The sequence below is a fragment of the Larkinella knui genome (assembly GCF_003858645.1).
Classification (GTDB): domain Bacteria; phylum Bacteroidota; class Bacteroidia; order Cytophagales; family Spirosomataceae; genus Larkinella; species Larkinella knui.
Genome location: NZ_RQJP01000001.1, coordinates 680,991 through 694,858, shown reverse-complemented (window position 1 = coordinate 694,858; position 13,868 = coordinate 680,991). Strand labels below are relative to the sequence as shown.

Sequence of the window (13,868 nt, the reverse complement as noted above, 5' to 3'; positions counted from 1 at the left end):
CGTTTTCTTTACTTTCACGGAAAACCGCCTTTTCCGAAACCGCTCCTCCTTTTAATCAATACCGCCCTGGCAATCTGCCGTTTAATCAAATAATAGCTGCCGTTTCGGAGGAAAAGTCGACTATTGCAGGGTTTAATAACCGACCTTGCCTTGATGATGCCCTACAACATTGCTCTTTTGGACGACCATCAGGTTGTGCTGGAAAGCTTTGCCAATTTGCTGGCCACTTCGGACCGCTTCCGGGTGATCGGTATCGCTTTTGACCAACCTTCTTTGCTGGCTATTCTGGACCAAGAACCCATCGACGTGCTGATTACGGACCTGCTGATGCCAACCATCAACGCAACCGAGTTGATTCCCATCCTGAAAGCCCGCTACCCTACTCTTTCCATTCTGGTGTTGTCTGGCTCGACAGACCCGCTGCTGGTGCGGCAGGTGATGCAGGCGGGTGCCAATGGGTATGTAACCAAAACCGCCGACAAAGCCGAACTCTTCGACGCCATTCTGGCCGTTGCTGCGGGTCGCCGGCACATCGATAGCCGGGTTTTTTCGGTGGACGAAACCGTGTTGGTTCCCCCCGCCAGCAATCCCCTGACCGATCGTGAAACGCAAATTGCCCGCCTGATTGTGGATGAATTATCCAGTATGGAAATTGCCAACCGCCTGTTCATTTCGTTCAATACCGTTGAAACACACCGCAAACGGATCTATCAAAAACTGGGCGTAACGACGGCACTGGGACTAATGAAATACCTGCTAAAACGGGGTTTTATGAAAAAGTAAGCGGCAGCGTAATGCTGGCTTTGGTTCCATTCGATTCTCCTGATTCCATCCAGAACTGCGCCCCGATGGTTTCGGCCCGCTCCCGGATGTTGTGCAATCCCATGCCAACTTCCGTCGAATGAATCAGGCCAATACCGTCATCGTACAGTTGCAAAACCAGGCAGTCGTCGTGCTGAACCAGTTCGATGGTGGCCGTTCGTGCCCGCGCATGCCGAAGAATGTTGGTGCATAACTCCAGGCAGATAACGTACAGATTGAACTTTGCTTCCTGCGTGAGCGGAAAATTCTCCGCGGGTTCCAGCGCCAGTGAAAACACGGTTTTACCCACCAGATTCAGTTTGCTGACCAGATTTTTGAGCGACACCACCAGATCCTGCTGGAGCAACTGCTCGGGAATGAGGTTGCGGGAAAGTTGATGAACCTGCGCAACGGCATCATTGAGCAGATTCAGGCTGTTTTCGTATAATTTCTTATTCCGGGGGGTTAGCATCTCGGAATCGATGGTCTGGAAAGTCATTTTGGTCGCACCCAGCAAACTACTCACCCGATCATGAAGTTCGGTGGCAACGCGTTTCCGCTCGATGGTCTGCCCCCTGATCAGTGCGATTTCGATTTCCCGGTTTTTAGTCAATAAGGCCTGATTGGTCCGGCGTAGCCGCAGGCTATAATACAACAGCAAAATCCCCAGCAAACTGATGATGGCGATCCCGGCAAACAACTGATTGCGCAACCCTTTCTGTGCGGCCAAACCGAGCCGTAACCGTTCAATGTGCAACTGCTTGATGGTGGCCTGCTGCCGGGCCTGTTTCTGAGCCGCCACGTTTTTCAGTTGCTGCGTTTCCAGCTGGAGTTTCAGCGTATTGGTTCGGGCCAGACCGAGTAGTTCGTTCGTCTTGTACGCATTTTGGAGCCGATCAATCTCCGCCTGTTTGGCTAACATTTCATACCGCTGATTTTGCGCCAGTTGCTCCTGCAAATACATGGATTCCAGCCAGTCGCTGGCCAGTTTGGCTTTCATGTGAATGCTTTCAGTCGGATTGATCGCCTGGTGTTGCTCTTCCTTTTTGTCATTATAGAGCCGCTGATACGCAAACGCGTTTTTCCAGTCCTGCTGGTGTTCATAGGTTTTGACCAGCACGCCATACGCCGTCAGCATGGTGGAATGTACCTTCTGATTTTTGGCCAAAGCCGCCTTCGCCGTCGTAATGGCTTCGGCATACTGGCCCTGATCGAAATAGGCCTCCGCCAGATCGGCCAGGGCGTCCGACTGCGGCAGGGGAGATTTGAGCTGGTCCCAATACGCCACCGACTGTTTCAGGTACCAAACCGCCTGATCGGTTTTCCGCAAGCTGCTGTATAACCGCCCGATTTCGTTGGTCAGGTACGCTTTGTTCGAGATCCAGGAACCGTTCTGATTCAGCAGGTCCCACGCCAGCAAATAGTGCGACTCGGCTTTGTCCAGGTGTCCCTGCCGTTTGTAGGCATCGGCCAGAAACTGGTGCAAATCCGCCAGGTTCGTAGGGTCGTTTCGGTTTTCTTTGCCAAACTCCGCGATGCTCTTTTGTAAATAGGCCACGGCCTCGTCATACTCCCCGATCCAGCAATTGATCTGGCCCATATTCCGGTAGATCCGCCATACATACGAACCATAGAGCCGGGGATTCATTTCGACCAGCGATAGAATGCGGTAATTCAGCCGGAGTGCCTGCGGGTAATTCGTCTTGTGGGCACGGTAATAACGTTCGACCAGCAAAAGCGCCTTGATCTGATACTTCAGATTCTTTTTTCGCTCCGCATACCGAATGAGCTGATTGGCCAGAAACAACGCACTGTCGCGGTACGTAATACCGCTATACTGCACATGAGCAAGGAAATACTGGTATTCCATGCGGGCGGTATCGACAGTCGGTGTCGGCCGCAACCCGTCGAGTTCGAGCAACCGGATTCGGGTAACCCGCAACAGACTGTCTACGTATGGCTGATCCGTATTTCGGTCAAAGTTGAACGGTGGCGTTTCATAACGCTGGGCCTGAAGCGCAAAACTTACGCCAAGCAAGCCCATAAATAACACCAGGTGTTGAAACAATTTCATACAATACGCTGAACGGTCACCACGGCTTTTATCTCGACCTGCAAGCACCCATCTGAAAGCAAAATCACGGATTTCAGTGACAGGAAATCACGGATTTCGGTGATTTTTCGGATCGACGAAAGCAGGACATTTGTACCGTTAATTTTCTGATACACACCATAAAGGTACTCTTCTTACGCTGTGAAACGAATCACTTTAGCAACCGCTTACTTAACGGTCATCGGCATTCTGGCTTTGCTCCGGTTGCCCGGTTTTTTATTCGCCTGCAACAAGCCCTTCGAGACGTTTCTTTCGGGCGATCAACCGCCGACCTTGACCATCCAGGAATGCGATGAGTCGGCCCCGGCTCCCCCGTCAATTTACCCAACACGGCCCAACCGGCCCCTTCCCGACATTCAGATCGTACAACTCTAAGCCAATTCTATCCATTTCAGTAGTGCCCATGAAAACCCTTTTTATTTCCCTGACCACCGTCTTGTTTACCCTGGTTCTGCTCGGCTTTTCCCGTTTCGATTTCTACGATAATGACGAATCGGACATCACTTGGGATGAAATCGACGAGGACTTATGGCCGTAGTATTTCCACTTCATCTCCGTACCTATGAACCTCTTAAAAAAAGCAAAAATTACGCAGCTTCAGGTAGTGATCGGTTTATTACTAAGTATGGCGGCTCGGGCGCAAACCGTTCGGGGACGCGTCACGGATGCCGCTTCGGGAAGGCCCATCCGTGGCGTTAGCATCGTGGGACTCAACACCCAAACCGGTACAACAACCGACGCCAACGGCTCGTATTCCCTGCGCCTGAGTCCGGGCAGCCACACCCTGCGGTATAGCTTCGTTGGATACGAAACCCGGAGCGAACCGGTTCAGATTCAGGATGAAACAACGGTTTCCATAAACATCAGCCTGACCGAGTCCCGGGCCAGCCTCAACGAGGTGATCGTTGTCGGATCACGGGCGCAAACCGCCCGAACCAACATCCAAACGCCCGTACCCGTCGATGTGATCGGTTCGAAGGAACTCAAAGCCTACGCCCAGACCGACCTTTCCCAGATCCTGAATTATGCCGCACCTTCGTTCAGTTCAAATCGTCAAACCGTGTCCGACGGCACCGATCACATCGATCCGGCGTCGTTACGCGGCCTTGGCCCCGATCAGGTGCTGGTGCTTGTCAACGGAAAACGGCGGCATACCACGGCGCTCGTCAACATCAACGGCACGTTCGGACGTGGAACCGTCGGGACGGACCTGAACGCCATTCCGGTGGCGGCCATCGAGCGCATCGAAGTGCTGCGCGACGGTGCTGCGGCTCAATACGGTTCCGACGCAATTGCCGGAGTAATCAATGTGGTGCTCAAAAAAGAAACCCCCTGGGCGGCCAGTTTGCAGTACGGACAACACGCTTCGCATACGCTGGGCCGCCACTTCAACGACGGGGCAACGACGCAGTTCGATCTGAGCAAAGGATTCCGCATCGGTCGGCGCGGTTCCATCAGCTTCGGAGCCCAGTACCTCGACCGGGGCGCTACCAACCGGGGCGGCATCGACACGCGGCCGCTTCTCTATAGCAACCTGCCCACGCGGGGCGCGAATGAATCCGAAACCGACTTCGGGACCCGCTACCGGGTTCTAAAGGCCGACGACGATGCCAGGGCCCAGGCAGCCGGTTTGGACCGCAACAATATGCGGGTCGGCAATGCCGCCGTCCGGAACCTGGGTTTTCTGGTCAACGGTGCGTTCGGAATCGAAAAAACCGCCGAAGTCTATTTTCAAACCGGCTTCACCGACAAACAGGGCAAAGCGGCCGGTTTTTACCGGCTTCCGTCGCAAAGTACGCAGGTCGATCTGACTCTTTATCCCAACGGTTTTCTGCCTTTTATCCATACCGGTGTTCAGGACCTTTCCGCATCGGCGGGGCTGCGCGGTTTGGCGGGCGGCTGGCATTACGACCTGAGTAATACGTTTGGGCAAAACCGCATTCGCTTCGACATCACCAACACGGTCAACGCATCCCTGCCGACCGGAACGAGCCCCACCGAATTCTACGCCGGAACCTTGCGTTTTGCCCAGAACACCATCAACGCCGATGTTAGCAAACGGCACGAAGCCGGTGGTATTTTAACCGCCCTGAATACCGCTTTCGGGGCCGAATTCCGAATCGACTCGTACGAGATTCAGGCAGGAGACGAGTTGTCGTATTCGTTCGGTCAGCCGTCTCAAGGAATCGAGGGTCGCAAAATCGGAACGGCCTTCACCGCGGCCGGGGCGCAGGTGTTTCCGGGTTTCAAACCAGCGAACGCATTGACCAAATCGCGGAATAACCAGGGGTTGTATGCCGATCTGGAAGCCGAATTTGGCCCCCGGTTTTTGCTGGGTGTTGCGGGTCGCTACGAAAACTACAGCGATTTTGGCCACAACTTTTCCTACAAAGCCACGGGGCGGTTTACAGTTTACAAAGCCATTTCGATCAGGGGCGCGGTGGCGACCGGTTTTCGGGCTCCGTCGCTCCACCAGCGGTTTTTCAACAACGAGAGCACGCAGTTTGTCAACAACGTACCCCGTCAGATTCTCACGGTCAACAACGACAACGGCATCGTCCGGCAGTTCGGCGTTGGCTCGTTGAAGCCCGAGCTGGCGACGAGTTACAGCCTGGGTCTGGCGGGCCAATTGGGTAAAACCGTAACCTTTACCGTCGATGCCTACGAGATTGCCATCAAAGACCGGATTGTTTTTTCAAGCCAGTTTGTCCGCGAAACCGCCCCCACCGGAACCGTCAACACCATTCTGAATACGGTGGACCCGAACCAGCAGATCAACAGCGTTCAGTTTTTCACCAATGCCATTTCGACCCGGACGCAGGGCCTGGATGTGGTGTTAACCGACCGCATCCGCATCGCCAGAAACAGCCTGACACTTTCGGCGGCTGCCAACTTCAACCAGACGAAAGTGACCCAGATCAAAGGGTCCAGCACCCTTGAAACCAATCCGGATCTGCGCGCCCGGCTCTTCGACCGAACCGAACAATCGCGGTTTGAATCGTCGGTTCCCAAGAGCAAAATCAACCTCAGTGGCGGGCTTACAACGGGGAAATGGGATTTCCTGATCCGGGCCCTGCGTTTCGGCGAAGTGACGTTCCTGAGCACGACGGACCCGTTTACCACCGACGGAAAACCGCGGATTGTGGATGGCGTGCCGTATCCAACGGAAAACGACCAGACTTTTTCGGCCAAATGGGTCACCGACCTCACCGTGACGTACCGGTTTCTAAAAACCGTCTCGGCGACCCTTGGCGCAACCAATCTGTTCGATGTGTACCCGGATCGGGCCTATCTCAACCCCCGAAACAGCGAAACAAACCTGACCGGCGACCCCGCGACGCGGTATTCGGGCAACCTCGACAACACCTCGAATGGCCGGTTTCTCTACAGCCGGACGGTTACGCAGTTCGGCTTCAATGGCCGGTTTCTTTTTGGACGCATCAATCTTACATTTTAGTATACCTGTCCAGTGGAGACCAGAAACCACTCAAAAAAACGGAACGAAGCCGAAAGGCCAATTATGTATTCAACCAAAAATTAACGATCATGCCTAAGTATGTCATTGAAAGGGAAATTCCGGGAGCCGGAAATTTAACCGGCGACCAATTAAAAGCCATTTCACAAACGTCCTGCAACGTGCTGACCAAAATGGGGCCTCAAATTCAGTGGGTTCATAGCTATGTGGCAACGGATAAACTGTATTGCGTTTACAATGCTCCAAACAAAGAAATGGTACGGGAGCACGCCCGGCAGGGCGGTTTTCCGGCCAATTCGATCATGGAAGTTTCGGTCATTATCGACCCGGTAACGGCCGAATGATTCGTTATTTCAACAATTGGTTACCTTGCTACATGAATTCAGACGAACTAAGAAACCGACAGGCGCCACTCAAGGATCAATACCGGGCGCAACCCGAATCCGCGATTCTAACGCTGAAAGCAACGGGAAAACTAGGCGAAGGCATTTCGTGCAAAGTGGAAACCGGCCGCGCCTTGGTGGAAGCCGGGTTGCATCCCGCAACGGGGGGCGATGGTCTGCTGGTTTGCTCGGGCGATATGCTTCTGGAAGCGCTGGTTGCCTGCGCCGGTGTGACCTTGCGCGCGGTGTCGACGGCCATCGGTATCGACCTGAAAGACGGCACGATAAGCGCCGAGGGCGATCTGGATTTTCGCGGAACGCTGGGCGTTTCAAAGGAGGCACCCGTCGGTTTTAAAACCATCCGGTTGTCTTTCCATCTGAATACGGACGCAACGGATGAACAGCTGCAGACGCTGGCCAGGTTGACCGAGCGGTATTGCGTGGTTTACCAGACGCTGACCCGGGGTGTCTCCGTGGAAACCCGGTTTTCAACTAAGTCGATGTGAACACAAGGGATCAGGGGTCAATTCAGATGCTTTATCTGACGGTTTAAATGAGAGAAGGCCCGCTGCTGAGCGGGCCTTCTCTACTCTTCGTCTTCCCGAACATCAAGGCCGAGGTAAATCTCGCTCATGGGAATCTCCGCATCGACGGATTCAAGTCGAACGGTATGAGCCCATTTCCAATAAGAAGAGATTTTCCACAAGTTATCTTCCATTTTCGTAAATACTTCAACCAAGACACTGTCGGGACTAATTTGAACGTATTGACGAAAAGACGGTATTTGACGGTATAATCTAAATTTTTTGCGTTTATCGTACCCTTTAGTTGAGGGAGAAAATACCTCTAAATGACAACTGGATTAGCTGTCAATATAGTGAAAATCTGCTATTAAGCCGGTCGTTTTACCAAATCGACCAGCGTTTCGATCCAGATCGGGCTGTCGTTCAGGCTCTCGACCAGTTGCCAGTGTTCTCCGCCAAATTTCTCGAACAGTTCCCGGTATTCCACGCCCACTTCGATGATCGTTTCCAGACAGTCGGCCACGAAGGCGGGCGAAAAAGCCAGCACCCGTTTGACGCCTTTCTGCGCCAGTTGCGGAATCACTTCATCCGTATAAGGCTGAATCCAGGGATTTTTCCCCAGCCGCGACTGGAACGAGGTCGTGTATTTTCCTTCCGGGATGCCCAGTTCCCGTACCAGTCGCCGGGTGGTGTCGAAACACTGCGCCCGGTAGCAATACTGGTTCATGGCGTGTAACGAATCGCAGCAATCGCCCAGTTTACACACCTTTCCGGTAACGTCGCCCTTTAGAATCTGGCGCTCGGGCAAGCCGTGGTAGCTGAACAGAATGTGATCATATTCCTCCCGTTCCAGGTATTTACGGCCCAGGCGGACAAATCCTTCGATAAATTTGGGATGATCGGAAAACCGGTTGGTGAACCGGATCTGCGGAATCACCTGCCATTGCCCCACGATTTCCATCACTTTTTCATACACCGAACCCGTGCTGGCCGAGGCATACTGCGGAAAAAACGGGATGACAATGATCTCCGTCAGACCCAGTTGCTGAAACGCCGAAAGCCCGGCATCGATGCTTGGATTCTGATACCGCATCGCCAGTTTGACCACGTAATCGTCGCCCAGCGCTTTTTGCAGTTCCCGCTCCACTATTTCACCATAATACTTTAAGGGAGAGCCGTTTGTGGTCCACACTTCGCGGTATACTTTCGCGGATTTGGGGGCGCGAAAAGGCGCAATGATCCCATTGACCAGAAACGTACGGGAAACAACCGGAATATCGATCACCCGGCCGTCCATCAAGAACTCGCGGAGGTATTTACGGACATCCGGCACCGATGGGCTGTCGGGCGTCCCCAGATTGACAATCAGAACGCCGGTTTTACCGGGCTGTTTCTGAACGGGTATTGATTGCTGCAAAACAGGCACTTCCATAGCGAATAACTTGATTGACAAATCAAAATTACAACGGAATTGGTATCAACTCAATCAATATGTTTTATTTTTACATCGAAATAATCGATATTAATTAGAGGGTTAAAAAGGGTTGGGATGGCTGGAATGGTTAAACGGTTAAAGATGGTTGTCCGGTTAACGACTCTTAACCATTCCAGCCATCTTTAACCATTCAAACCATTTTAAGCCATTCAACCGTCCCAGCCATTTCCAACCATCGTACCCATCCGTTCATGACACTTTCGCAGTTAGAATACATTGTTGCCGTTGATACCTACCGCCATTTTGCCACTGCCGCCGACCATTGCCACGTAACCCAGCCGACACTAAGTATGCAAATTCAGAAGCTGGAGGACGAGTTGGGTGTTTTACTTTTTGATCGGTCTAAGCAACCCGTTGTCCCGACCGAAACCGGGCAACTTATTCTGAATCAGGCGCGTGATGTGTTGCGGACCGCCCGCCGGATTCCGGAAATCGTGAAAGAGTCGAAAGAAGATTTTAGTGGCGAACTACGGCTGGGCATCATTCCAACGCTGGCACCGTATCTGTTGCCGTATTTCATCGGCCAGTTCATCGACCACTACCCGGCCGTGACGGTGCAGATTCAGGAAATGATGACGGAGCAGGTGCTGGAGCGGCTGAAAAACGGACTCATCGACGTGGGCATCGTCGTAACGCCGTTGGACGAGAATGGGCTGCTGGAAATTCCGCTGTTTTACGAACCGTTTGTGGTGTATGCGGCCAACTCGCATCCGCTTTTTCAAAAAACCACCATTTCGGCCACCGATCTGAAAACCGATGGATTATGGCTATTGACGGAAGGTCATTGCTTTCGGAATCAGGTCGTTAGCCTTTGCGGTACGGATAAACGGCTAAACGGAAGTCAACCGTTGCGGTACGAAACGGGTTCGCTCGAAACACTGATCAAGCTGATTGACAAACAGGACGGTTTTACGCTTCTCCCCTACCTGGCGACGATTGACATGGACAATGTCCGGAAGGCCCGCACCCGGCCTTTCGAGGCTCCACAGCCGGTGCGGGAAGTCAGTCTGGTGATGCACCGCAGTTTTCTGAAGCGGAAACTGATCGATGCGTTAAAACAGGAAATAGTAACCCATTTGCCCGCCGAACTGACTACGAAGAAAAAAAATACCGTCGTCGGGATTTAACGGCGTCCAAACCGCCGGCGGCTACCGCCCCGGAAATCATTTCCGGCGGATTCGCTCCGGTTTCCGTTGGAACCACTCCCCGATTGCGACCGTGCCGATTGGCCCGTGCCCGATGAGGCAGCCGCGGTTTCCATCGGATACGGATGGTTATCGATCACCGGAATGGCTTTGGTAATCAGCTTATTAATATCGCGCAAATATTCTTTTTCTTCCGCATCGCAGAACGACAGCGCGATTCCGTCGTGACCCGCCCGACCCGTGCGGCCAATGCGGTGTACGTAGGTTTCGGGAACGTTCGGCAGTTCGTAATTGATCACGTGCGAGAGTTCGTCGATGTCGATTCCCCGCGCGGCAATATCCGTAGCGACCAGAACCCGTGTTTGCTGGGTTTTGAAGTTGGTCAGGGCGCGCTGACGGGCGTTTTGCGACTTATTACCGTGGATGGCTTCGGCCTGAATACCGGCTTTCACCAGATCTTTGGCGACTTTATCCGCACCGTGCTTGGTGCGGGCAAACACCAGTGCCGAGGCAATGGCTTTGTCGTTGAGGAGGTGAATCAGCAGGCGTTTTTTATCGGTTTTGTCCACAAAATAAACCGCCTGTTTCACCTTTTCGGCCGTCGAAGAAACCGGCGTCACTTCCACCCGAACGGGTTTTCTCAGAATGGTATCGGCTAATTTAGAAACGTCCGGCGGCATGGTGGCCGAGAAAAACAACGACTGACGTTGCGCGGGCAGTTTGGCAATTACTTTTTTGACGTCATGGATAAATCCCATGTCTAGCATCCGGTCGGCTTCGTCGAGCACGAACAGTTCAATGTTTTGCAAATGGACAAACCGCTGATTCATCAGATCGAGCAACCGGCCCGGCGTGGCAATCATGATGTCGACGCCCGCTTTGAGGGCCAGCGTTTGCGAATGTTGCGGAACACCCCCAAAAATAACCGTGTGACGCAGGTTCAGATATTTGCCGTAGGCGGCAAAACTTTCACCGATCTGGATGGCTAATTCACGGGTAGGCGTCAGAATAAGGGCTTTTATGGGGCGGGGCCCACGGTCCGGGGCTTTTTCGGCGCTCAGGATTTGTAGAATCGGAATGGCGAAAGCGGCCGTTTTGCCGGTGCCGGTCTGGGCACAACCCAGCAAATCCCGACGTTCCAGTAAAATGGGAATGGCCTGTTCCTGTATGGGTGTGGGAGTGGTATAACCTTCGGCGCTCAGAGCCTTCAGAATTGGCTCGATGAGCGATAATTTGGTAAAAGACATGTGTTGAATTTTGGTACTTATACGTGTACAACTGTTTCGGTACAAATAAAGTGCCATTACACCATCAACAACCGCCAAATGCCCGAGATTAGCAGCAGGATCAACCCGATTGGCGTCAGCACTTTCCAGCACAGGAACATCATCTGATCGACCCGCACCCGGGGCAGCGTCCAGCGAACCCACATCTGTACCAGCACCGCCAGCATGGCTTTTGAGAAGAGCCAGAAGACCCCCGTGATGTTCCCCCAGGCCGTGCCCGGTAATCCGCTGGTCCAGTCGGCCAGGCGAACCGGGCCGAGGTTCGGCAGGGGCGTATTCCAGCTTCCCAGAAATAAAATGGCCCCCAGAAACGAAACCAGCAGCATCATGGCGTATTCCGACAGCATCAAAAGCGCAAACCGCATGCCGCTGTATTCGGTATTGTACCCCCCAACGAGCTCGGATTCGCCTTCGGGTAAGTCGAACGGCGCGCGGTTGCTCTCGGCCAGGGTCGTGATGAAAAAGACGATGTAGGCAATCAAAAGAAACGGATTGCGGAGAATGTTCCAGCTAAAAATACCGCCCCAGTTCGTAACGTCGATGCCCAGCGCTTTCAGACCGAACAGGTAATTCGTTTCTTCCGCATAAATGCCCTGCTGAAAACTGATGGTCTGCAAATTCAGTGTCTGGCAAACCATGACGGCGCACAGAATCGTCAGGCCGAGCGGTATTTCGTAGGAAACAATCTGGGCCACGGACCGCATGGCCCCAAACAGTGAATACTTGTTGTTGGAACCCCACCCCGCCATCAGGATGCCAATCACATCGACGGACACAATCGCCATCAGGTAAAACACGCCGACATCCGTGGTCGAACCCTGCAAATCGGGGGTCAGCGGCATCACGGCGTATCCCGCAAAAACCGACGCAAAAATCACCAGCGGAGCCAGCAGAAACAGCTTTCGATCGGCGGCTTTCGGCACAATATCCTCTTTCTGAAGCAGTTTCAGCAAATCCGCAATCAGCTGCAGCAGGCCGTATTTCCCCACTTCCATCGGGCCCAACCGGTCCTGAATGAAAGCCGAAACCTTGCGTTCGAGGTAAACGCCAACCACCACAAAACTAACCGCAATGACTAAAAATATCGGAAGAGCGAGCATATTCGTATGTACCCACGGACTTTAGTCCGCGTTTGAGACCTGAGCATTCAAATTTTCATCAACAGTCAAATATAGGCAGCTTGGCCTAATTTTACGGTCTTAAGGCTGTCAGTACTGTTAAAATACGGACTAAAGCCTGCGCGGCCCGGTTCGTCGGTACGGCAAACATTTTTATTCAACCGACCGTTGCCCAGAAAAACCCCATCGTATGACAAACGTATCGCCTGAACCTGTGGCCCTGTTCTGGTATCGCCGGGATTTGCGCCTGCACGACAATGCGGGGCTGTATCATGCCCTCCGCAGCGGCCTGCCGGTTGTGCCCGTTTTCATTTTCGATCAAACCATTCTGGACGCGCTCGACGACAAACACGACCGTCGGCTGGAGTTCATTTACAACACCATTCTGGACCTGCAAACCGAGTTTCGGAAACTCGGAACGTCACTGGTAGTTCGTTACGGAAAACCGCTGGAGGTGTATAAAGACTTACTGAAAGACTTTGACATTCAGGCAGTTTACACCAATTACGATTACGAAGGATACGCCAAAGCGCGCGACAAATCGGTGGCCGATCTGCTCTATGAAAACGGCGCGGAATTTTATGCTTATAAAGACCAGACCATCTTCGACCGCGACGAGGTGCTAACCGGCAGCGGATCGCCCTACACGGTTTTTACGCCTTACAGCCGCAACTGGCACCACAAGCTGAATGATTTTTACCTCAAATCATATCCGACCGAAAGCTACTTCCGCAACTTCCTGAAAAGCGATGCCCAGCCGATTCCAACGCTGGAAGAACTGGGGTTTAAGCCCCTGAATGAACCGTTTCCGGGCAAAACCGTCCCGTCGGATGTGCTCAAAAATTACAAGGAAACCCGCGATTTTCCGGCCATCAAAGGCACCAGCGAGTTGAGCATCCACCTCCGTTTTGGCACCATCAGCATCCGGGAACTGGCCCGAACCGCCCGGAAACTCAACTTTACGTTTCTGAACGAACTGGTCTGGCGGGATTTTTATTTTCAGGTGCTCGACCATTTTCCGCACGTCGAAACGAATTCGTTCCGCCGGGAATATGACAGCATTCCGTGGCGCAACAACGAAGCCGAATTTCAACGCTGGTGCGAAGGCCGGACGGGCTACCCGATTGTCGATGCCGGTATGCGGCAACTCAACGAAATTGGCTGGATGCACAACCGCGTCAGAATGATTACGGCCAGTTTTCTGTGCAAACACCTGCTGATCGACTGGCGCTGGGGTGAAGCCTATTTTGCCAAAAAACTCCGCGACTACGACCTCTCGGCCAACAACGGCGGCTGGCAGTGGGCGGCCGGTTCGGGCACGGATGCCGCCCCCTATTTCCGGGTTTTCAATCCAACGTTACAGGCGCAGAAATTTGATCCGAAAGGCGAATACATCCGGCGGTGGGTACCCGAATTTAATTCGCTCGACTATGTTCCCCCGATGGTCGAGCATACGATGGCGCGAAACCGGGCAATAGAAGTTTACAAAAAAGGGCTTTTGGCAGGGAAAATGGCGTAAAATTGCATT

At 53.1% G+C, this 13,868-nt stretch carries 12 protein-coding genes and 1 pseudogene; 8 read left to right on the top strand and 5 right to left on the bottom strand.

Annotation, left to right across the window (positions count from 1 at the left end; translation table 11 throughout):
- The first annotated feature begins 153 nt into the window (after positions 1-153).
- Positions 154-783 (top strand): response regulator, encoded by a 630-nt coding sequence (locus tag EHT87_RS02780; RefSeq protein ID WP_124903613.1) that lies wholly within the window; start codon positions 154-156, stop codon positions 781-783.
- Here the strand turns inward: EHT87_RS02780 and EHT87_RS02775 are convergent.
- Positions 770-2,875 (bottom strand): tetratricopeptide repeat-containing sensor histidine kinase, encoded by a 2,106-nt coding sequence (locus EHT87_RS02775; protein WP_124903610.1) that lies wholly within the window; start codon positions 2,873-2,875, stop codon positions 770-772. The genes EHT87_RS02780 and EHT87_RS02775 overlap by 14 nt on opposite strands.
- Before the next feature lie 180 nt (positions 2,876-3,055).
- On the opposite strand from EHT87_RS02775, the gene EHT87_RS02770 reads away from it, so the two are divergent.
- From EHT87_RS02770 to EHT87_RS02755, 5 genes are all read left to right on the top strand, one after another.
- Entirely contained in the window at positions 3,056-3,289 is a 234-nt protein-coding gene (locus EHT87_RS02770) for a hypothetical protein (protein WP_124903608.1), read from the top strand.
- Positions 3,290-3,317: 28 nt separating this feature from the next.
- The gene (locus EHT87_RS31720; RefSeq protein ID WP_262707736.1) at positions 3,318-3,452 is read left to right on the top strand and encodes a hypothetical protein; all 135 of its coding nucleotides are present in this window, start codon (positions 3,318-3,320) and stop codon (positions 3,450-3,452) included.
- Positions 3,453-3,476: 24 nt separating this feature from the next.
- On the top strand, positions 3,477-6,371 hold the full coding sequence (locus EHT87_RS02765) for a TonB-dependent receptor (protein WP_124903606.1): 2,895 nt from the start codon (positions 3,477-3,479) through the stop codon (positions 6,369-6,371).
- An 89-nt stretch (positions 6,372-6,460) separates the two neighbouring features.
- The gene (locus EHT87_RS02760; protein WP_124903604.1) at positions 6,461-6,733 is read left to right on the top strand and encodes a DUF4242 domain-containing protein; all 273 of its coding nucleotides are present in this window, start codon (positions 6,461-6,463) and stop codon (positions 6,731-6,733) included.
- Positions 6,734-6,765: 32 nt separating this feature from the next.
- Positions 6,766-7,278 carry an OsmC family protein gene (locus EHT87_RS02755; protein WP_124903602.1) on the top strand — a complete coding sequence of 171 codons (513 nt, stop codon included), beginning with the start codon at positions 6,766-6,768 and terminating at the stop codon, positions 7,276-7,278.
- An 80-nt stretch (positions 7,279-7,358) separates the two neighbouring features.
- Here EHT87_RS02755 and EHT87_RS31715 read toward each other — a convergent pair.
- Together EHT87_RS31715 and hemH are read right to left on the bottom strand one after the other, a co-directional pair.
- Positions 7,359-7,610 (bottom strand): annotated as a pseudogene (locus EHT87_RS31715) (Uma2 family endonuclease); the annotation flags it as partial.
- A 53-nt stretch (positions 7,611-7,663) separates the two neighbouring features.
- A complete protein-coding gene (gene hemH / locus EHT87_RS02745) occupies positions 7,664-8,728 on the bottom strand; it encodes a ferrochelatase (RefSeq protein ID WP_124903600.1) in 1,065 nt (354 codons plus the stop codon).
- 254 nt (positions 8,729-8,982) lie between these two features.
- On the opposite strand from hemH, the gene EHT87_RS02740 reads away from it, so the two are divergent.
- Positions 8,983-9,918, top strand: a complete 936-nt coding sequence (locus EHT87_RS02740; RefSeq protein ID WP_124903598.1) for a hydrogen peroxide-inducible genes activator — start codon at positions 8,983-8,985, stop codon at positions 9,916-9,918.
- Here EHT87_RS02740 and EHT87_RS02735 read toward each other — a convergent pair.
- Positions 9,915-11,183 carry a DEAD/DEAH box helicase gene (locus EHT87_RS02735; protein ID WP_124903596.1) on the bottom strand — a complete coding sequence of 423 codons (1,269 nt, stop codon included), beginning with the start codon at positions 11,181-11,183 and terminating at the stop codon, positions 9,915-9,917. The two genes, EHT87_RS02740 and EHT87_RS02735, sit on opposite strands and share 4 nt — an antisense overlap.
- Positions 11,184-11,239: 56 nt before the next feature.
- Complete coding sequence (locus tag EHT87_RS02730; RefSeq protein ID WP_124903594.1) at positions 11,240-12,322, bottom strand: complex I subunit 1/NuoH family protein; 1,083 nt, start codon at positions 12,320-12,322, stop codon at positions 11,240-11,242.
- Positions 12,323-12,530: 208 nt separating this feature from the next.
- On the opposite strand from EHT87_RS02730, the gene EHT87_RS02725 reads away from it, so the two are divergent.
- The gene (locus EHT87_RS02725) at positions 12,531-13,859 is read left to right on the top strand and encodes a cryptochrome/photolyase family protein (protein WP_124903592.1); all 1,329 of its coding nucleotides are present in this window, start codon (positions 12,531-12,533) and stop codon (positions 13,857-13,859) included.
- The last annotated feature ends 9 nt before the right edge of the window (positions 13,860-13,868 follow it).